This window comes from Stenotrophomonas sp. NPDC077421, from assembly GCF_049545505.1.
GTDB lineage: Bacteria > Pseudomonadota > Gammaproteobacteria > Xanthomonadales > Xanthomonadaceae > Stenotrophomonas > Stenotrophomonas nematodicola.
Genome location: NZ_JBMWDP010000002.1, coordinates 153366 through 172424, shown reverse-complemented (window position 1 = coordinate 172424; position 19059 = coordinate 153366). Strand labels below are relative to the sequence as shown.

Below are 19059 nucleotides of genomic sequence, written 5' to 3'. Positions count from 1 at the left end.
GGTGGGGCGCATATCGCCATGGAACGTAGGCCACGCTGCAACGGCATGCTATGCCCAACAGTTACTCGTCGTTGTGGTCTTCCGCGATGTGGGTGGCCATATCCAGCAGCACCTGGTTCACGTGCTTGTCCGCCACCTCATAGAAGATCTGTTTGGCCTGGCGCACGCCCTTGACCAGGCGAGCACCGCGCAGCAGCCGCAGGTGGTGGCTCACCAGCGACTGCGAGAGTTCGAGGGTTTCAGCGATATCCCCGACCGAGGATGAGCCCTTCATGCAGCACAGCATGATTCTCAGCCGGGACGGGTCACCCAGGAGGCGGAATGTCTCAGCCAAGATGGTCACGTCATTCTGTGACAGCGATTCCAAATTGGCGCTGGGATCCTTCGGTGGGGTACTGAATGGCTTACTTGTATTCATTTTTAAAATATTTCCTAACCTCGAATGGCTGTTTTCGCCCTTCAGAATTAACAAGGCAGCAGCCGCTTAGGCGCGCGCAGCAAAGAACCAGTGCGAGCCTGGCAGGCAAGGCCTCCGCTCCCCGTGCACCGGGTCATTTCTGAAACCTGACAGCATCCGAAAAAGCGCTTGACCTTCCCACGATGGTAAACCCTAAGCTCCCTCCATGTCGAATTTCAACTATGGGAAGCACACCATGAGCATGGCAACAACGAGTAGTGCTGGCGGCCAAGCAGCGGCAATCAGCCTGCCCATCGAGGGCATGACCTGCGCAAGCTGCGTCGGCCGAGTCGAGGCCGCCCTTGCCAAGGTCGAGGGCGTGGCAAGCGTGTCTGTCAATCTCGCCACCGAGCGAGCGGACATTCGCCTGAACCGTGCTGTCGATCGCATGGCGCTGATCCAGGCGATCGAGAAGGTAGGGTACGACGTGCCTCAGGGCACCATCGAGCTGGCGATCGGAGGCATGACCTGCGCTTCGTGCGTGGGCCGCGTCGAGAAGGCGCTCAAGGCGGTGCCGGGCGTCACTGAGGCTGTGGTCAATCTGGCGACCGAGCGCGCTACCGTGCGTGGTGTGGCATCCGTGCAGGATCTAATCGCGGCTGTCGATAAGGTCGGCTACGAGGCCAGCCCTGTCGATACCAGCATGCAGGCCGACGAGGAAGCCGCCGAGAAAAAGGACGCCGAGCGCGCCGAACTCAAGCGCGACCTGACCCTGGCCGCCGTGCTGGCGCTGCCTGTGTTCGTGCTCGAAATGGGCTCGCACATGATTCCCGGCATGCACGAGTGGGTGGCTTCCACCATCGGCATCCAGCAGAGCTGGTATCTGCAGTTCGTGCTGACCCTGCTGGTGCTCGCCATTCCGGGCTGGCGCTTCTACGAGAAGGGCTTCCCGGCGCTGTTCCGCCTGGGTCCCGACATGAACTCGCTGGTCGCGGTCGGCACGGCCGCGGCCTTCGGCTATTCGATGGTCGCCACGTTCGCGCCCAGTCTGCTGCCGGCCGGCACGGTGAACGTGTACTACGAGGCGGCCGCCGTCATCGTGGCGCTGATCCTGCTGGGCCGCTTTCTTGAGGCACGGGCCAAGGGCCGCACCTCCGAGGCCATCAAGCGCCTGGTCGGCCTACAGGCCAAGGAGGCGCACGTGCTGCGCGACGGCCGCATCGTGGACATCCCGATCAACGACGTGGCGCAGGGCGACATCGTGGAAGTGCGCCCCGGCGAGCGCGTGCCGGTCGATGGTGAAGTGACCGAGGGCCGCAGCTTCGTGGACGAGTCGATGATCACCGGCGAGCCGATTCCCGTCGAAAAGGCGGAAGGCAGCACCGTGGTCGGCGGCACCGTCAACCAGAAGGGTGCGCTGACGCTGCGTGCCACCGCCGTGGGCGGTCAGACCATGCTGGCGCAGATCATCCGCATGGTCGAGCAGGCGCAAGGTTCCAAGCTGCCGATCCAGGCCGTGGTGGACAAGGTGACGCTGTGGTTCGTGCCCGCCGTCATGCTGGCCGCCGTGCTGACCTTCCTGGTCTGGCTGGTGTTCGGCCCGTCGCCCGCGCTGTCCTTCGCGCTGGTCAATGCCGTGGCGGTGCTGATCATTGCCTGCCCGTGCGCCATGGGTCTGGCGACGCCGACCTCCATCATGGTCGGCACGGGCCGGGGCGCTGAGATGGGCGTGCTGTTCCGCAAGGGTGAAGCCCTGCAACTGCTCAAGGACGCCAAGGTGGTGGCCGTGGACAAGACCGGCACGCTGACCGAGGGCCGCCCGGTCCTGACCGACCTGGAGATTGCCGACGGCTTTGACCGCAACCAGGTGCTGGCGAAGGTCGCCGCCGTGGAATCGCGCTCGGAGCATCCGATCGCACGCGCCATCGTCGAGTCGGCCGTGGAAGGTGGCATCGCGCTGCCGACGATGACAGACTTCGATTCGGTCACGGGCATGGGCGTGCGCGCCACCGTGGACGGCGCGCGTGTCGAGGTCGGTGCCGATCGCTTCATGCGTGAGCTGGGGTTGGACGTGGGCGGCTTCGCTCGCACGGCCGAGCGCCTAGGCAACGAGGGCAAGTCGCCGCTGTACGCCTCGATCGACGGCCGGCTGGCCGCCATCATCGCGGTGGCCGATCCGATCAAGTCCAGCACGCCCGCGGCCATTGCCGCGCTGCACCAGCTCGGCCTGAAGGTGGCGATGATCACCGGCGACAACGCGCGTACCGCGCAGGCCATCGCCAAGCAACTGGGCATCGACGAGGTGGTGGCCGAAGTGCTGCCCGAGGGCAAGGTCGAAGCCGTGCGCCGGCTGAAAGCCAGCCACGGCCAGATCGCCTACGTGGGCGACGGCATCAACGACGCCCCGGCGCTGGCCGAGGCCGACGTGGGCCTGGCCATCGGCACCGGCACCGACGTGGCGGTGGAGTCGGCCGACGTAGTGCTGATGTCGGGCAACCTGCAGGGCGTGCCCAACGCCATCGCGCTGTCCAAGGCGACCATCGGCAACATCCGCCAGAACCTGTTCTGGGCGTTTGGCTACAACACGGCCCTGATCCCGGTGGCCGCTGGCGTCCTGTACCCCGCATACGGTGTGCTGTTGTCGCCGATCTTCGCGGCTGGCGCGATGGCGCTGTCCAGCGTGTTCGTGCTCGGAAACGCGCTGCGCCTGCGCCGCTTCCAGCCGCCGCTGGCGGCGGATACCGCTCATTGAGAAAGGAGGAACACCATGAACATCGGTGAAGCATCCAAGGCCTCGAAGGTCTCGGCCAAAATGATCCGCTACTACGAGCAAATCGGTCTGATCCCTCCGGCTGACCGCACCGATTCGGGCTACCGCGCCTATACCCAGGACGACGTTCACCGGTTGCATTTCATCCGGCGTTCGCGCGACCTCGGCTTCTCGGTAGCCGAGATCACGGACTTGCTGGGACTGTGGAATGACAAGTCGCGCCAGAGTGCTGATGTAAAGCGTCTGGCCCAGCAACACATCGACGAGTTGGACCGGCGCATCGAGAGCATGCTGGAGATGGCCGCGACGCTCAAGGCGCTGATCCGGTGTTGCGCCGGCGACGAACGGCCCGACTGCCCGATCCTGCACACGCTGGAGCAGCCCGATACCAGTGACAACAAGCCCGAAGCGCGCACTGGCGCAGTGCCGCGCCGCGCGCGAGCCAACGCAGCAGGAAAAAAGCCGCGTGCGCACTGAGCAGCCAGGAGAGATATGCCCAAAATCACAGTCTTGCCCCATCCTGAACTGGCTCCCGAGGGAGCCGAACTGAACGTGCCAGCAGGCACTTCGATCTGCGAGGCCCTGCTGGACAACGGCATCGAGATCGAGCATGCCTGCGACATGAGCTGTGCCTGCACGACCTGTCACTGCATCGTGCGCAAGGGGTTTAATTCTCTAAACGAAGTCGAGGAGTGCGAGGATGATCTGCTCGACCGGGCCTGGGGACTGGAGGCGCAGTCGCGGCTGAGCTGCCAGGCCATCGTTGCGACCGAAGACCTGACCGTCGAGATCCCCAAGTACACGATCAACCATGCCAAGGAGAACCACTAGGAGCCTGCGTGCTGCCTCAGGCGCACCGGCCTGCGGCAGGGTTGCTCTGGCAGATGGAGGACTGACGGCATTGCAGCCAGATAACCAACCCGTGGGCCAGACCAACCCGCGAGCCAGGTGTCTACACTCCCTTTGCACGGTCGTCGGTTAGGCTGGAAAGGTCATCAACGTCCTTAAATCCGTGACGGCCGGCCCATGGAAAGTCACACAGGAGAAGTCCTGCATGTCTGCGCCCAAGCTAGCCACGCTCTACCGAATGGTCATGCCCGGCCATACCTGCCCCTACGGGCTGAAGTCGCTCGATCTGCTCAAACGCAAGGGCTACGAGGTCGAGGACAAACACTTGGCGAGCCGCGAGCAGACGGATGCGTTCAAGAAGGAGCATGGCGTCGAGACCACGCCCCAGGTCTTCATAAACGGGCGGCGCGTGGGCGGCTACGACGACCTACGCAAATTCTTCGGCATGTCCGTGAAGGACAAGAACGCCGTGACCTACACCCCTGTGATCGCGCTGTTCGCCATGGCGGCCGCGATGGCGCTGGCGGCGAGCTGGGCGGCCTTCGGCCAGCTCTGGAGCATTCAGGCGGCAGAGTGGCTCGTGGCCTTTGCCATGTGTCTCCTGGCGCTGCAGAAGCTCAAGGACGTGGACGGCTTCGCGACGATGTTCCTCAACTACGACCTGCTGGCCAAGCGCTGGGTTCGGTATGCCTATTTCTACCCGTTCGCGGAGGCCATCGCAGGCGTCCTGATGGTCGCGGGCGTGGGGATGTGGGTGTCGATTCCGTTGGCGCTGTTCATCGGGACCGTCGGGGCCGTGTCGGTTTTCAAGGCGGTCTATGTCGATCGCCGGGAACTCAAGTGCGCCTGCGTGGGCGGGGACAGCAACGTGCCGCTGGACTTCGTGTCCCTGACCGAGAACCTGATGATGGTGGCGATGGCCCTGTGGATGTGGGCCAAGGTCGCCTACCTTGGGATGCACTGAGCGCCGCGCCAGATATGGCGCAGCGCACGTGCTCGCATCGGCCGTCCTGTGTGCATGCCGGCCACGACGCGGTGTTACTGCGCGCGCGGCGGGAAGCCAGCTTCGCTCAGGGCCGCGGCGATCTGCTCTTGCGAGGCCGAGGTCTGGACCTCGACACGGCGGGTCGGCGGGTCCGTAACGATCTTGGCGTTGGGGTCGATCGTTTGGATCGTTTTCGTCACAGTGCGGGCGCAGCCGCCGCAGGTCATGTCTTCGAGATGGAATTGCATGGAAAACTCCTTTCGGGTTGGGATGCTTAAAGTTTGATCCTTGCCACGGTTGGAAGGTCAAGCGCTATTTGCATCCCCGCCACACCAACCTGCCGAATGTTCATAGGGGCAAGGCCGTGGTGCTCTTCACGCGGTCCAGCACGAAGCTGGTCTTGCAGTCTTGCACGCTGGGGTGCTTGAGCAGCGTATCGAGCACGAAGCGGGAGTAGTGGGCCATATCTCTGACGACCACCCGCAACAGGTAGTCCATGTCGCCGGTCAGCGCGTGGCACTCCACCACCTCGGGCCAGTTCTGAACCGACGCGCGGAACACGTCCATGGGGTTGCGCTTGTGCGAATCAGAGTGCTTTTCGAGGCGCACGTTCAGGTAGGCCGTGAGGGTGAGGCCGATGCGTTCGGGGTGCACCAGGGCCACATAGCCGGCGATGACGCCAGCCTCTTCGAGGCGGCGCACCCGCCTCAGCGTGGCCGAGGACGACAGGCTTGCGTGTTCGGCCAGTTCGTCGAAGGTGGACCTTCCATTGCGTTGCAATGCATCAATAAGGCGTCTATCCGTACCATCAAGGACTATTTCTGTGCTCATTTCTTTCACCACGCAGGAATCAGGCATCAAGAAGTCTATTTGCAATTGATTTTGCAGAAATGATGTGCGGGCTTTTTCTTACCATCTAGGGTGTCCAGATTTCCACCCCAAACCCAAGAGAGACACCCCTGATGACCGACCTTTTTGACAACCCGATGGGCCTGTGCGGCTTTGAATTCGTCGAGTTCGCCTCGCCGACGCCCGGCGTGCTGGAGCCGCTGTTCGAGAAGCTCGGCTTCACCGAGGTGGCCCGGCATCGCTCCAAGGACGTATCGCTCTACCGCCAGGGCGACATCAACTTCATCGTCAACCGCGAGCCTAAAAGCCAGGCGGCGTATTTCGCGGGCGAGCACGGCCCCAGCCCCTGCGGGCTGGCGTTCCGCGTCAAGGATTCGCACAAGGCCTACCACCGCGCGCTGGAGCTGGGCGCGCAGCCGATGGACATTCCCACTGGCCCGATGGAGTTGCGCCTACCGGCGATCAAGGGCATCGGCGGCGCGCCGCTGTACCTGATCGATCGCTTCGAGGACGGCAAGTCCATCTACGACATCGACTTCGAATTCCTACCCGGTGTGGATCGCCGTCCCAAAGGCCACGGCTTCTCGATCGTCGATCACCTCACACACAACGTCTATCGCGGCCGCATGACGTACTGGGCCGACTTCTACACGAAGTTCTTCAACTTCCAGGAGATCCGCTACTTCGACATCAACGGCGAGTACACCGGCCTGGCTTCCAAGGCGATGAGCGCGCCGGACGGCCTGATCCGCATCCCGCTGAACGAGGAAGCACGCCAGGGCGGCGGCCAGATTGAGGAATTCTTGATGCAGTTCAGCGGCGAGGGCATCCAGCACATCGCCCTGCTGTGCGACAACCTACTCGATGCGCTCGACCGCGTGCAGATGGCCGGTATCCCGCTGCTGACCGCCCCCAACGACATCTATTACGCAAACTTGGAAAAGCGCCTGCCCGGCCATGGCCAGCCCGTGCCCGAGTTGCAGGCGCGCGGCATTCTGCTCGACGGCACGACCGAAGGCGGCCAGCCCCGCCTGCTGCTGCAGATATTCTCCGAGCCGCTGCTTGGCCCGGTGTTCTTCGAGTTCATCGAGCGCAAGGGCAACTACCGCGAGGGCTTCGGCGAAGGAAACTTCGGCGCCTTGTTCGAGTCGATGGAACGCGACCAGATCAACCGTGGCTCGTTGGAAATCAACCCGGCCTGATTTGGGCTTTTCCATGAAGGCAGAGCGCCTTCGGTCCTACATCTCGCGAGCCCCTCTGTGGGCTCGCGCTACTTTGGCGTCAGTACGGCCTTAGCCGCTCAAGCATTGAGCGGGTTGGGTTCGGCGTCACGTTCCGAAACAGTTGCTACCACTCTTGACTTGAGTTAATACATGAACATATGTATTCTTATTCAGATACACCGATGGCCTTTTTCCTCGCCCTGAAGAGGGACCCAGCACTACCTCGCCCCCTCTAAGCGCACTTCGGCAGCAATGCGCCGTGGCCAACCCAATGACCAGGATTGCTGAAGGACGTGCCCATGGAACTTCGTCATTTGCGCTGCTTCGTGGCTCTCGCCGAAGAGCTGCATTTCACCCGTGCTGCGGAGCGCTTGCACATCGAGCAGCCGCCGCTGTCCCGCACGATCAAGGAATTGGAAGACGAACTGGGGGTGCTGCTCTTTGACCGCGATCGGCGGGGAACGCGGTTGACGCCAGCGGGTACCACCTTCCTTCAGGACATTCGCCGGCTGTTCACCAACCTGGAGCAGGCACGAGAAAACGTCAGGGCGATCGCCGCAGGCCTAAGAGGCAGCGTGCGCATCGCCATCTCCGATGGCGCCATCGACCCGCGGCTGTCTGCACTTCTTGCCCTGTGCCGCCAGGAGGAGCCGGAGATCGAAATACGGCTCTCCGAGGTCACCCTGGCGGAACAGTTGCGGGGGCTGCGATCCGGCGACTTCGCGATCGGTTTCGCACACACTGCGGACGTCGGCGACGGACTGGTGACGGAGCCCATCTGGCAGGACCCGCTGGTGGTGACCTTGCCGATCCGGCACCCGTTGCTGGCCCACAAGGAAGTGTCGCTACGTGAACTCGTGAGTTACCCGCTGGTGATGTGCGATCCGCAGCTTTGCGAGGGCTACTGCCGCGAATTGACCCGGCTGCTACATCCCCTGGAGCGCGAGTCCACCATCGTTGAGCATGTCTCGTCGCTGGACATGATGCTCACGTTGGTCGGAGCTGGTTACGGCATCGGCTTCGCAACGGCGACCCGAATCGCGGTATGCCAACGTCCCGACGTGGTGATCCGGCCGTTGGCGCTCGATTCGGCCGTCATCATCACCTACCTGCTTCGGCCCGAAGGCGGTAGCGGACTATCCGTTCCCGTAGAGCGCTTCATCGAGCGTTTGCGTTCGCCAAAGAGCGATTAGCTACGGCGCCTGCGCCACACCCGGCGTCACGCATCGCCCTGAAGGTAGAGGTTGCGCTCCGTGGCCGTCATCAGTTCGGCCGAGCTGATCTTGAGAGCCAGGGAAATTTTTAGAATGAGAGCGAGTGTCGGCATGTGCTCGCCGCGCTCAATCTTGCCCATGTGCGAACGCGCGATCCCCGCCAAGCCCGCGAACTCATCCTGAGCAATCCCCTGATCCAGGCGAGCGGCTCGCACCGCTTGCCCGAACGCCAACGCCGGTGCGGACTCATAGGTGGTTACTCCGGCGGGCCGTCCAGGCCGAATAGTGCGCTTCTGCATTCGCAGAAGCGTCATGGAATCACTGATCTTTAACCACGTTAAAGATATCTCTTTAGTATGATGTCGGTAGATCTTTTCGATCCCCTCCCGCCGCCTCTTTGGGGGTATCCATGCATGACGTCATCAGTCCGCCCCCGAATTTCACACTCGCCATAGCGCCAGGTGTACCGTCTTCACGGCTGTCGGCGCTGCTTGCACTGCAGCGAGCGCAGGAGCCGGGCGTCGCGATGGCCGTGCGTGAAGTTTCGGATCAAGAGTTGATGACGGGCCTGCAGGAGGGCCGCTACGACGCGGGACTATCTCTTAGCGGTGCGGGGGATCACCTGACGAGTAGCCGGAGGCTATGGTGCGAAAGCATGGCCGTTGCGATACCACCGCGGTCCCGCTTAGTTAACCAGGCGAAGCTCACCATCTCAGATCTTCAGGATTATCCAATCTATCGCTGGCGGGTGGAGGCTTGCCCCTTGCTGGACGAGAGGTTGGCCTCCCTCATGCCAGTGGACCAAGAGAACATCCTGTCTGCAACTTCATTCGAGATGATGGCGCTGTGGGTCTCATCCGGCTACGGCATCGGCGTATGCGCGCAATCGCGCATCGAGCGTGCCCATCAATGGGGGATCGGCATGCGACCGCTCGCCGATGGCCCCTACAATATCGTGACGTACCTCCAACGGCCCCACGCGCAAGCCGATTCTGCTGCCAAGCGGTTCGAGCGTAGAGCGCTACAGATTGCTGGGGAAGGTGCAAGGTGATGGGCCTACGGCCGGAAGCGTCATCCCGGCCATAGGCTGACCCGTGGATTAGGTTCCCTCGATCACCACAGCGCTGTCCACTAGCCTACGAACGCTCTGCCGCACATCTTCCGGGACGGGCTGCGGGGCGACGGCCTTGGGCACATCCTCGTGATGCTGGTAGTCGCCCATGATGACCCGTACGATCGCCGGCACGTTGGTCGGCGTGACCGCATCGATGGCGGCGCGATCGCCCAGGTCAGGGTGCGGCTGGGTCAGCATGCGGTAAAGTCCCCAAGAATCCGCGTGCGGGCACTGGTTCATGAGCACCTGGGCCAGCCTGTGTTTGAGCGGCACCAGTTGCCAGTCCGGAACACGCTGTCCCCGATTGCCAAGGCTGATAGCCAGCAACTTTCCGGCTTTCAGTTCGCGGTTGATCTGGTCCTTGGACTTCCCGGCCAGCTTGCCGAACAACGGGACCGGCAGGCTGTTCGGCGACTCATAGATAGCCAGCATTTCCTCGCGCTCGCGCTGGATCGCGGACACTTCCGGCTCTGGGACATGCACCGGAGGCGGCGGCAGATGCGACAGTCTCCGGAACGTGATTCCGCCGCTGCTCGAAGTGACGACAATGGGCGTTGCGACAAGGGACTGCACGCCGGGCACAGGGGGCTCGGCCACGATGGGGGCCGCACCCACCGCCTCTTCCACTTCTGCCATCGCAGGCACCCCATCGATGCGGATGGTCAGGTGTGCGCTCGCAGCTTCTACCTCGCCCTGTTCGAGCAGGTCGAGGCGATCGGCCCAGTCCTGCATCATCCGGCGCCTCGGCTCCACGTATTTGGCGTGGTTGTAGGCCGAGCTGACCTTGTTGGGGTCGGAGTGCGATAGCTGTGCATCCACCCAAATTTTCGGATAGCCGATTTCGTTGAGCGCCGTCGAGATGGTGCCGCGGATGCCGTGCCCGGTCAGGCGCCCCTCGTAACCCATGAGCTGCAAGGCCTTGTTCAGCGTATTTTCGCTGATGCGCTTCTTGAGTTCGCTGGTATGAGCCAACAAGTACTTCTGCGCCGGCCGCATCGCGCTCAGAAGATAGCGCACGATCTCGATGGCCTGCAGAGAGAGGGGCACGATGTAGGGCGGCACGTCCTGCGGCCGCTTACCGGCCTTGCGCATTTCGTCCTGGAGCTGCTTGACGAATTGTGGCGGGATGATCCACAAGCCGCGGTCGAGGTCGAACTGCTCAGGCTCGGCCAGCCGCAATTCGCCCGTCCGCACCCCAGTTAACAACAGCAGCCGCACACCAAGCTGGGTCTGCCAGCCGCGGGGGGTGTAGAGCCGAAGCTTCTGAAGGAACTCGGGCATCTCGGGCAGGTGCAGATAGGGATTGTGGGTCACCGGGGGCTTGGGTTCGGCCACCACATCCAGGTCAGCAGCAGGGTTGACCTCCAAGCCCTCGGCAACGACCAAGGCATAGCGGAACATCTGGTTGAACCAGGTGCGAACCTTCTCGGCGGTGGTGAACGCTTTGCGCTTCTCGATCGCCGCCAGAACTCCCAGGAGCTGAGGGCGGCGAATGTCGTAGATCGACATCTTCCCTAAGGCGGGCAGCACGTCCTTGTTGAAGATGCGCAGAATCTGCGACAGGGTGCTCTGGCGGCCTTCCTTGAGTTCCTTGCGGCGATGCTCGACCCAGGCATCAAAAACGTTCCTAAAGGTGTATTCACCCGCCAATTTGGCCGCGTGCCGGCGCTGGTCACGCTCGATTTGCGGATCAACCCCCCTGGCAAGCAGGGCTTGGGCCTTATCCCGCTCGGCGCGGGCCTCGCGCAAGCTGAGGGCAGGATATCCGCCCAGGGACATACGTTTTTGCTTGCCCAGCCAGTAGTAGCGAAACATCCACGACTTACCGCCTGCAGCAGAGACCATCAGGCCCAGGCAGTCATTATCGGAGAGGGTGTAGCGTTTTCCGGTGGTTCTTGCCTGCCGGACGGTCAGATCAGAGAGTGCCATTTCGAGGCTCCTAAGTAATGACTTAGGCCCTATGCTCGTCATGGTTCCCGCTCAGCCCCAGCAACTATCCGGTAGCCGTCCCACCCGTATTCTTGTGCCTCAATTGGTCACTCAAAAACGGTAGCTGTGGGTGGATTTCCGTGGCGCTCGCTGGAATGGAAAAAGGGGCCGAAGCCCCTTTTTTCAATGACTTACAGACGTCAGTAGAAGTCTGTAGATCATAATTTGGAGCGGGAAACGAGACTCGAACTCGCGACCTCAACCTTGGCAAGGTTGCGCTCTACCAACTGAGCTATTCCCGCAGACTTTCGACTGCTCCGACTGCATCGCACCCGGGGGTGCTGGAGGCTTCCGGCCCCTCGACCTGCGTCGAAGGAGCGCTATTGTGTCGGGATTCCTTCACGCCGTCAACATGCTTGTTCAGCCGGTGTGGAACGGCCGCGTTCACCATAGACCGCCCTCACACGCGCATGCCGCGTCGATGGAAGTAGATCTGTTCGGCCACCCGCCGCATCGCCCCCGACTGCAGGGCCAGGTCCAGCGGCCAGTCCATCTGCAGATGGTCCATTGCCCAGCGCAGAACCCGCTTGGCCCGGAACCTCGGTGCCGCGCCTGCGGCAACGCCTTCCGGTGCCGGCCCCTGCCCGCGCAGATGCAGCGCGATGGCATCGCCCACGGTCCATCCATGCCGCCACGAGGAATGAATGCCGCCGGCCGACAGCGGCGAGACGATCCCGGCCGCGTCGCCGGTCAGGATCACGCCGGGCGCGGTGATCGGCCCGTCCGGCAGCCCGCACGGCACCAGGCCCGCGCGGGTGGCACCGGCCTGGGCGGACGCGGGCAGGCCCACCGCGTCGCGGACGTGCGCCAGGAAGCCCTCCCTGTCCGGCTGCCGCGCACGCGCGGGATCATGGCGCAGCGCCAGCCCGACCTGCACGCCGGTCGGATTCTGCGCGACCCAGCCGATGTAGCCTGGCGCGAACCGCCGGCTCGCAAAACAGTGAAGCGCACCGGCCTCGGGCAACACCACGCCGGCGAACTCCTGCTCCACGCCATAGAGATGGTCCCGCACCCGGCCCAGCCCGGTCCGGTCCGCCACGCGCGAGGTGGCGCCGTCGGCACCGACCAGATAGCGGGCACGCCCCACACCCTCCACCTGCCAGCCCACGCCCTCGCGCCGCGCATGGGTGAAAGACTGCCCCAGGCGCAGTGCCACCCCGCTGGCACGCAGTTCGCTGGCCAGCCAGCGCAGCAGGTTCGGCGTATCGGTGGTCATGAAGTAATAGTCCGGTGCTGCCAGCAGCACGCTGCGCAGGTTCGGGGCATACATCCGCACGTGCTCCACCCGCTGGACCAGTGCATCGGGCACGCGTCGCAGCCAGGTCTGCTCGATCGCCTCCTTCACGATGATGCCGGTGGTATGCAGGCGCGCACCGGGATCGGCCTTGCGCTCGAGCACACACACACGCAGGCCATACTGCGCAGCCGCCAGCGCGCAGGCGGCGCCGGCAAAGCTGGCGCCGACCACCACCAGATCCCAGTCGTAGGCGGAAGAAGCGGTTTCCATTGGTGGCGTGGTCCTGCGCAGGCGAGGTGTGCAGGATCGCGGTCGCCGGCGGAGCGGCCATGAAGTGCCGGTGAAGCGGGTATGAAGCGACACGCCCGCAGCGCAGCGCGTCGCCCCCATGTGACAATCCGCGCCATGAATTACCTTTTCACCGGGCTGCTGGGCCTGTGCACCGCGGTGGCCGCAGCAGGCGCCTGCCCTGCCCTGGCTGCGCCGCCGCCCCTCCATCTGCCACTGGCAGACGGCAGCGGCGCATACCTGCGCATCGACAGCGCCGCCGGCAGTGCGCAGCTGCTGTCCGCTGCCGGCCCTACCGATCTGCGGGTGAATCCGACACTGCGCGACGCGCTGTCCCGGTCGGACACAGTGATGGCACTGGGACGCCACGCAGCCGCAACGGAAGCGGACGGCAGCCTGCTGTTGTTCATCAGCGCCGCATCGCGCCCCGGTGCCCCGATGGGCTACTGCGGCGCAGGACAGGAAGACGGCCTTCTGCTGCTCGGGGTGCGCGAGGGCGCACTGGTCCAGCTCGATTTCATGTTGCTGCAGAGCTGTCTGGATTCGATCGACATGGCCATCGATCTGGCCGACGGACCTGTCGCGGCCTTCCGCTCACTGCCCGCGCCTTGGCTGGTGAGTTTTGCGGCCGTCGAGGAAGACAGGCTCGTCCAGCGCTGCGTGGGCATTCGTGATGAACGCCTGAGGCTGGAAGACGATTGCGATACGGCGCCGCGCACGATGCCGTAAGTGCGCCTGTCCAAGCCAACCGCAGAAACAGAAAAAGCGACCTTCCGGTCGCTTTTTCTGCTGGCTTCCACTGCGATCAACCGCCTTGAAAACCGATATCTGGAGCGGGAAACGAGACTCGAACTCGCGACCTCAACCTTGGCAAGGTTGCGCTCTACCAACTGAGCTATTCCCGCTTGGGAGGCGAAATTCTACAGCCAAACGCGGTGCTGTCAACAGCCCTCAGGCATTCTTTTTTGCCTTGGCGCTTTCACGCGCCGCGCGTTCGTCTTCACGCAGGCTCGGCCAGGCCGCATGCAGGTACTGCAGGCCCGAGAACAGCGTGAGCACGGCGGCGATCGCCAGCGTCCAGTCGCCGATGTGGAACACGACTTCGCCCATCCAGATCTCGTGCATCGGTGTATGCGGCGCCACCGAGTACAGCAGGCACAGCAGCGCCACCATCTGCGCGGTGGTTTTGATCTTGCCGATCAGGGCGACGCGCACCTTGGCGCGCTGACCGATCTCGGCCATCCACTCGCGCAGCGCCGACACCGCGATCTCGCGACCGACGATCACGGCCGCCCAGAATGCCATCCACGGCGTGGGATGGCCCTGCACGATCAGGAACAGCGCCACGGCCACCATCAGCTTGTCCGCGACCGGATCGAGGAAGGCGCCGAACGCCGAGGCCAGGTCGTAGCGGCGCGCGATCCAGCCATCCAGCCAGTCGGTCAATGCGGCCAGGCCGAAGATCGCCGCGGAGGCGAAATTGGTCCACTTGTAGGGGAGGTAGAACACCAGCACCAGCACCGGGATCATCACAATCCGCAGCAGCGTCAGCCAGGTGGGGAGGGTCAACTTCATTGCGTCTCTCTACTCGCCCGCCGCGTCGGGCGTGGGCAGTCCATGAAGGTTAGCGTAGATGCGTGCAGCGAGGGCGTCATTGATGCCCTCCACGTTGGCGATTTCCGCCTCGCCGGCCGCTTTGAGCCCGACCAGGCCGCCGAAATGCTTGAGCAGGCTGGCGCGGCGGCGCGGGCCGATACCGGCGATATCCTCCAGCTTGCTGGTCATCCGCGCCTTCTGGCGGCGGCCGCGGTGGCCGGTGATGGCGAAACGATGGGCTTCATCGCGCACCTGCTGGATGAACTGGAGGGCCGGCGAGGCCGCGCCCGGACGCAGCTCGCGGCCATCCGGCAGTACCAGCGCCTCGTGCCCCGCCCGGCGCTCGACGCCCTTGGCCACGCCCACCAGCATCACCCCTTCCACACCCAGATCGGCCAGGGCCGCCTGGGCCTGGGCCAGCTGGCCTGCGCCACCGTCGATCAACAGCAGGTCCGGCAGCACGCCGTCCTCCTCCACCGCACGGCGGAAGCGGCGGTCGATGGCCTGGCGCATCGCGGCGTAATCGTCGCCCGGCTCGATGCCGCTGATGTTGAAGCGGCGATACTGGCTGCGCACCGGGCCACTGGCGTCGAACACCACGCATGAGGCCACCGTGGCCTCACCCATCGTGTGGCTGATGTCGAAGCACTCCACCCGCTTGACCGGTTCGGCCAGGCCCAGCATCTGCCGCAGGTCTTCACTGCGCGCGTGCTGGGCGCTGCGGCTGGTAAGTTCGCTGACAAGGGTGATCTGCGCGTTGCGGCTGGCCAGTTCGACATAGCCGGCACGCTCGCCACGCACGTTCCAGCGCAGCTGCACCTTGTGCTCGGCCGACGTGGACAGCGCCGATTCGATCAGGCTGGCATCGGGGATTTCCCGGTCGAGCAGGATTTCCCGTGGCGGCGAATGCTCTGCGTAGTACTGGGAAACGAACGCGGCCAGCACTTCCTCGGCGCTTTCCTCGCCGTTGGTGCGCGGGTAGAACGGCCGCGTGCCCAGGTTGCGGCCGTCACGGAAGGCCAGCAGCATCACGCAGGCATTGGCGCCCTGGGTGGCGCAGGCCAGCACGTCCAGGTCGGCGGCGCGGCCGTCCACGTACTGGCGGGTCTGCATGCTGCGCAGCGCGGTGATGAGGTCGCGCAGGCGCGCGGCCTGCTCGAACTCCAGCGCTTCACTGGCGACCTGCATCTGCGTGCCCAGTTCGCGTGCGAGCTGGTCGCTCTTGCCCTCCAGGAACATCGACGCACGGCGCACCGACTCGGCGTAGTCGTCGGCCGCCACCAGATCCACGCACGGCGCGCTGCAGCGGCCGATCTGGTATTGCAGGCAGGGCCGCGAACGGTTGCGGAACACGCTGTCTTCGCAGCTGCGCAGCTTGAACAGCTTGTGCATCAGGTTGAGTGTGTCGCGTACCGCGGTCACGCCCGGATACGGGCCGTAGTAGCGGCCCGGCACCGCACGCGGGCCGCGGTGCAGTGCGATGCGCGGCCAGTCCTCCCGGGTCAGCAGCACGTGCGGGTAGGTCTTGTCGTCGCGCAGGGAGACGTTGTAGCGCGGCGACAGCGACTTGATCAGCTGGTTTTCCAGCAGCAGCGCTTCGGCCTCCGAGCGCGTCACGGTCACGTCCATCCGCGCGACCTGCGACAGCATCGACATGATCCGCGTGGACTTGGGCGTGCCGTTGAAATAGCTGCCCACGCGGTTGCGCAGCGCACGCGCCTTGCCGACGTACAGCAGCGTGTCGTCGGCGGCATACATGCGGTACACGCCGGGGGCGGTGCTCAGCTGGGCCGCAAATGCCTTGCCGTCGAAGGCGGGGGCGGAAGAAACGGTCATTCGCTGATCGGGACGTCGCTCAGAACGCCACTGACCGGATCAAAACGCAGCACGGCATGGGCATCGGTCTCGGCGATCCATACCGCCCCGCCGCCGAGTGCCAGCCCGGCCGGTCCATGCAGACGGCGCGGCAGTTCCAGCGTGCTCAGTTCACCGCCGCCCAGGCGCAGCGTGCGCAGGCGCCCGTTGCCGGTATCGGCGATCCACAGCAGCGGCGCATCGGGGCTCAGCGCGATCGCCTGCGGATACTGCAGGCGGGCAGTGGCGCGTGGACCGTCTTCGTCACCAAACGACCACATGCCCTGCCCGACCAGCGTCTGCACCAGATCGCCGCGCAGCTGCATCGCGCGGATCGAGGAGCCAAGCGCGTCGCACACGTAGAGCGCCTGCTGCACGGCAGCCAGCGAGGTCGGTTGCGCGAACGCCGCCATATGGCTGCCGCCGTCGCGCTCCTCGATGGCACCCGACCCGGCACGCCACTTCAGCGCGCGCTGGCCCTGGTGGTAGCTCCAGATGCGGTTGTCGCCGGCCATGCCGATGTGGATCTGGTTGTCGGACACGGCCAGGCCCTGCGGGTGGTTCAGCGGGCTGCGGCGCGGATCGGCGATCGGCCCTTCGATCGGTTCACCGGGACGGCCAGTGCCGCACAGCGTGTCGATCTGGCCGGAAATCAGATGGATGCGGCGCAGGGCGTGGTTGCCGGTGTCGGCCACGTACAGCCACTCGCGCTCCAGCGCGAGCCCCTGCGGCCGGTTGAAGGCGGCTTCGCCCGGCCCCCCGTCCATGAAATCGGCAGTACCCAGCCCGAACTGGCGCAGCACGCGCCCCCCGTGACTGCACTCGAGCACACGGTGGTGCCCGGTGTCGGCGATATACAGGCGCTCGGTGGTCACCGCCAGCCCGGTCGGGAAACTCAGCGGCAGGCGGGGCTCGGGATGCAGCTCGCGGCGCACGTTGAGCTCATCGTCGAGGGGGCGTGTGGCGCCTTCGCACAGCCCGTTGAGGGTGCGCTCCAGCTCACCGCCCAGGCCAACCAGTCGCTCACGTTCACGGCCCTGGGCATCCAGCAGCACCAGTGTGGGCCAGGCGGTGACATTGAAGCGCCGCCAGCCGTCCCAGTCCGCGTCCAGCAGCGCCGGCGCGGTCACCCCTTGCCTGCGCAGCAGCTTGAGCGATTGTGCCGGGTCGCGTTCGCAGTCGAAGCGCGGCACCTGCAGCACCAGCAGCTGCACCTTGCCGGGGTTGCGCGACTGCCACAACTCCAGTTCGGCCAGGCGCTGCGCGCACCACACCGAGGCGGCGTTGACGAAGGCCAGCACCACCGGCCGGCCCTGCAGTTCGGCCAGGGTGGTCGGGGCGGCGTTGAGCCAGGTGGCGAACTCGGGGAGATCCTGGACGGGCTGGACGTTCATGGCCCGATTATGCCGGAGTCGGCGTCATGCAACAGTCGTGCCACGGTCGCCTGGGCCGCCGCGTCCACCAGGGTCCAGACCTGCTCGAAATGATCTTCCCCCCCGGTGTACGGATCCGGGATCGATGCCGGGGTCTCGATTCCGGCCCACGGCAGCCACAGCGACAGGCGAGCCTGCCCGGCCGCGCCGACCAGTCGCGCGGCATCGCGCAGGTTGTTGGCATCGGCGCAGAAGACGTGGTCGAAGCGGTCGAAATCCACGCGCTGGAGCTGGCGCGCGCGCAGGCCGGCGATATCCACGCCGTGCCGCGCGGCGCAGGCGATCGCACGCCGATCCGGCGGCTCGCCGACGTGCCAGTCGCCGGTGCCGGCCGAATCGACGCTGACCCGCCCCGACAGTGGCGATGCTGCCAGGCGCGCGCGCAGAGCGCCCTCGGCCATCGGCGAGCGGCAGATGTTGCCCAGGCACACCACCAGCAGCTTCACGCCTGCGCGCTCCACCACGCCTCCGCGCGGTCCAGGTCCTCGGGCGTATCGATGCCGGGTGGGAACACAGCCGGCGACAGTGCGACGGTCAGCCGATGGCCGGCCTCCAGCACGCGCAGCTGTTCGAGCGATTCCAGCTGCTCCAGCGCGCCAGGCGGCAAGGCGGCGAACTGGCGCAGGAAGCGGGCGCGGTAGCCGTAGATGCCGATATGGCGCAGCCAGTGCGACCCGGAGAGGGTGTGGCGCGACTGCGCGAAGGCATCGCGATGCCACGGGATCGGTGCGCGGCTGAAATACAGCGCGTCCAGGTTTTCGCGGCGCACCACCTTGACCACGTTCGGATCGAACAGACTGTCGGCATCCTCGATCGGAGTCGCCAGCGTGGACATCACCGCACCGCTGTAGACCAGCGCCTCGGCCACGGCGCGGATGCCATCGGCAGGCGCGAAGGGCTCGTCGCCCTGCAGGTTGACCACCACGGTGTCGTCGGCCCAACCGGCCTGGAGCGCGCACTCGGCCAGGCGGTCGGTGCCCGACAGATGGGCGGCCGCGGTCATCGCCACGCGCACGCCGTCCAGACCTGCCAGCGCCGAGGCGATGCGCTCATCATCGGTGGCGACCCACACCTCGCGCGCGCCGGCCAGCAGCGCGCGCTGTGCCACGCGCAGGATCATGGGCTCGCCGCCGATCAGCCGCAGCGGCTTGCCCGGCAGGCGGGTGGACGCGAAGCGCGCGGGAATGGCGACGACGAAATCGAGGGGGGCACTCATGGAAGACCTCTGCGCAGCGGCGGGGCGGGACCGCCGGCGCGTGAC

At 65.1% G+C, this 19059-nt stretch carries 19 protein-coding genes and 2 tRNA genes; 8 read left to right on the top strand and 13 right to left on the bottom strand.

Translation table 11 applies throughout. The features are described 5' to 3' along the window. Window positions 1-61: 61 nt before the first annotated feature. Window positions 62-418, bottom strand: a complete 357-nt coding sequence (locus tag ACPEH1_RS02170; protein ID WP_003821162.1) for an ArsR/SmtB family transcription factor — start codon at window positions 416-418, stop codon at window positions 62-64. A 235-nt stretch (window positions 419-653) separates the two neighbouring features. Between ACPEH1_RS02170 and ACPEH1_RS02165 the strand changes: the two genes are divergently transcribed. The 4 genes from ACPEH1_RS02165 (at window position 654) to ACPEH1_RS02150 (ending at window position 4980) form a co-directional block, all read left to right on the top strand. Next, a complete protein-coding gene (locus ACPEH1_RS02165; RefSeq protein WP_033471058.1) occupies window positions 654-3149 on the top strand; it encodes a heavy metal translocating P-type ATPase in 2496 nt (831 codons plus the stop codon). Between the two features lie 15 nt (window positions 3150-3164). Beyond that, window positions 3165-3644 carry a Cu(I)-responsive transcriptional regulator gene (gene cueR / locus ACPEH1_RS02160; protein WP_003821164.1) on the top strand — a complete coding sequence of 160 codons (480 nt, stop codon included), beginning with the start codon at window positions 3165-3167 and terminating at the stop codon, window positions 3642-3644. 15 nt (window positions 3645-3659) lie between these two features. Continuing rightward, window positions 3660-3998, top strand: coding sequence for an ISC system 2Fe-2S type ferredoxin (gene fdx, locus ACPEH1_RS02155; protein WP_003821165.1), 339 nt, complete (start codon window positions 3660-3662; stop codon window positions 3996-3998). A 223-nt stretch (window positions 3999-4221) separates the two neighbouring features. Then, window positions 4222-4980 (top strand): MauE/DoxX family redox-associated membrane protein, encoded by a 759-nt coding sequence (locus ACPEH1_RS02150; protein WP_017642570.1) that lies wholly within the window; start codon window positions 4222-4224, stop codon window positions 4978-4980. Between the two features lie 74 nt (window positions 4981-5054). Here the strand turns inward: ACPEH1_RS02150 and ACPEH1_RS02145 are convergent, their stop codons facing one another. Next, complete coding sequence (locus ACPEH1_RS02145; protein ID WP_003821167.1) at window positions 5055-5249, bottom strand: heavy-metal-associated domain-containing protein; 195 nt, start codon at window positions 5247-5249, stop codon at window positions 5055-5057. A gap of 100 nt (window positions 5250-5349) precedes the next feature. Next, window positions 5350-5832 carry an Lrp/AsnC family transcriptional regulator gene (locus ACPEH1_RS02140; RefSeq protein ID WP_033471055.1) on the bottom strand — a complete coding sequence of 161 codons (483 nt, stop codon included), beginning with the start codon at window positions 5830-5832 and terminating at the stop codon, window positions 5350-5352. Window positions 5833-5963: 131 nt separating this feature from the next. On the opposite strand from ACPEH1_RS02140, the gene hppD reads away from it, so the two are divergent. Next, window positions 5964-7052: a 4-hydroxyphenylpyruvate dioxygenase gene (gene hppD / locus ACPEH1_RS02135; RefSeq protein WP_003821169.1), complete on the top strand. Its 1089-nt coding sequence runs from the start codon at window positions 5964-5966 to the stop codon at window positions 7050-7052. A 320-nt stretch (window positions 7053-7372) separates the two neighbouring features. Continuing rightward, window positions 7373-8266 (top strand): LysR family transcriptional regulator, encoded by an 894-nt coding sequence (locus ACPEH1_RS02130; protein WP_003821171.1) that lies wholly within the window; start codon window positions 7373-7375, stop codon window positions 8264-8266. A 26-nt stretch (window positions 8267-8292) separates the two neighbouring features. On the opposite strand, the gene ACPEH1_RS02125 is transcribed toward ACPEH1_RS02130, so the two are convergent. Continuing rightward, window positions 8293-8586, bottom strand: a complete 294-nt coding sequence (locus ACPEH1_RS02125) for a helix-turn-helix domain-containing protein (protein ID WP_003821173.1) — start codon at window positions 8584-8586, stop codon at window positions 8293-8295. A 110-nt stretch (window positions 8587-8696) separates the two neighbouring features. Between ACPEH1_RS02125 and ACPEH1_RS02120 the strand changes: the two genes are divergently transcribed. After that, window positions 8697-9338, top strand: coding sequence for a substrate-binding domain-containing protein (locus ACPEH1_RS02120; protein ID WP_023110687.1), 642 nt, complete (start codon window positions 8697-8699; stop codon window positions 9336-9338). A gap of 48 nt (window positions 9339-9386) precedes the next feature. Here ACPEH1_RS02120 and ACPEH1_RS02115 read toward each other — a convergent pair whose 3' ends face one another. The 3 genes from ACPEH1_RS02115 to ACPEH1_RS02105 form a co-directional block, all read right to left on the bottom strand. Next, entirely contained in the window at window positions 9387-11330 is a 1944-nt protein-coding gene (locus tag ACPEH1_RS02115; protein WP_017642575.1) for a tyrosine-type recombinase/integrase, read from the bottom strand. A gap of 226 nt (window positions 11331-11556) precedes the next feature. Beyond that, a tRNA-Gly gene (locus ACPEH1_RS02110) sits at window positions 11557-11632 on the bottom strand. A 158-nt stretch (window positions 11633-11790) separates the two neighbouring features. After that, window positions 11791-12897 carry an NAD(P)/FAD-dependent oxidoreductase gene (locus tag ACPEH1_RS02105; protein ID WP_287249804.1) on the bottom strand — a complete coding sequence of 369 codons (1107 nt, stop codon included), beginning with the start codon at window positions 12895-12897 and terminating at the stop codon, window positions 11791-11793. An 81-nt stretch (window positions 12898-12978) separates the two neighbouring features. On the opposite strand from ACPEH1_RS02105, the gene ACPEH1_RS02100 reads away from it, so the two are divergent. Then, the gene (locus tag ACPEH1_RS02100) at window positions 12979-13644 is read left to right on the top strand and encodes a hypothetical protein (protein ID WP_423715162.1); all 666 of its coding nucleotides are present in this window, start codon (window positions 12979-12981) and stop codon (window positions 13642-13644) included. A gap of 100 nt (window positions 13645-13744) precedes the next feature. Here the strand turns inward: ACPEH1_RS02100 and ACPEH1_RS02095 are convergent. The 6 genes from ACPEH1_RS02095 to kdsB all read right to left on the bottom strand — a co-directional run bounded on the left by ACPEH1_RS02095 (window position 13745) and on the right by kdsB (window position 19014). Continuing rightward, a tRNA-Gly gene (locus ACPEH1_RS02095) sits at window positions 13745-13820 on the bottom strand. 46 nt (window positions 13821-13866) lie between these two features. Then, the gene (gene pgsA, locus ACPEH1_RS02090) at window positions 13867-14490 is read right to left on the bottom strand and encodes a CDP-diacylglycerol--glycerol-3-phosphate 3-phosphatidyltransferase (RefSeq protein ID WP_017357519.1); all 624 of its coding nucleotides are present in this window, start codon (window positions 14488-14490) and stop codon (window positions 13867-13869) included. A gap of 9 nt (window positions 14491-14499) precedes the next feature. Beyond that, window positions 14500-16347, bottom strand: coding sequence for an excinuclease ABC subunit UvrC (uvrC, locus tag ACPEH1_RS02085; protein ID WP_423715160.1), 1848 nt, complete (start codon window positions 16345-16347; stop codon window positions 14500-14502). Further along, entirely contained in the window at window positions 16344-17759 is a 1416-nt protein-coding gene (locus tag ACPEH1_RS02080; RefSeq protein ID WP_017357521.1) for a hypothetical protein, read from the bottom strand. The genes uvrC and ACPEH1_RS02080 overlap by 4 nt, the downstream gene beginning before the upstream one ends. Further along, a complete protein-coding gene (locus ACPEH1_RS02075; RefSeq protein WP_026071014.1) occupies window positions 17756-18244 on the bottom strand; it encodes a low molecular weight protein-tyrosine-phosphatase in 489 nt (162 codons plus the stop codon). Before ACPEH1_RS02075 ends, ACPEH1_RS02080 begins: the two co-directional genes overlap by 4 nt. After that, the gene (gene kdsB / locus ACPEH1_RS02070; protein WP_423715159.1) at window positions 18241-19014 is read right to left on the bottom strand and encodes a 3-deoxy-manno-octulosonate cytidylyltransferase; all 774 of its coding nucleotides are present in this window, start codon (window positions 19012-19014) and stop codon (window positions 18241-18243) included. Before kdsB ends, ACPEH1_RS02075 begins: the two co-directional genes overlap by 4 nt. Window positions 19015-19059 lie beyond the last annotated feature (45 nt).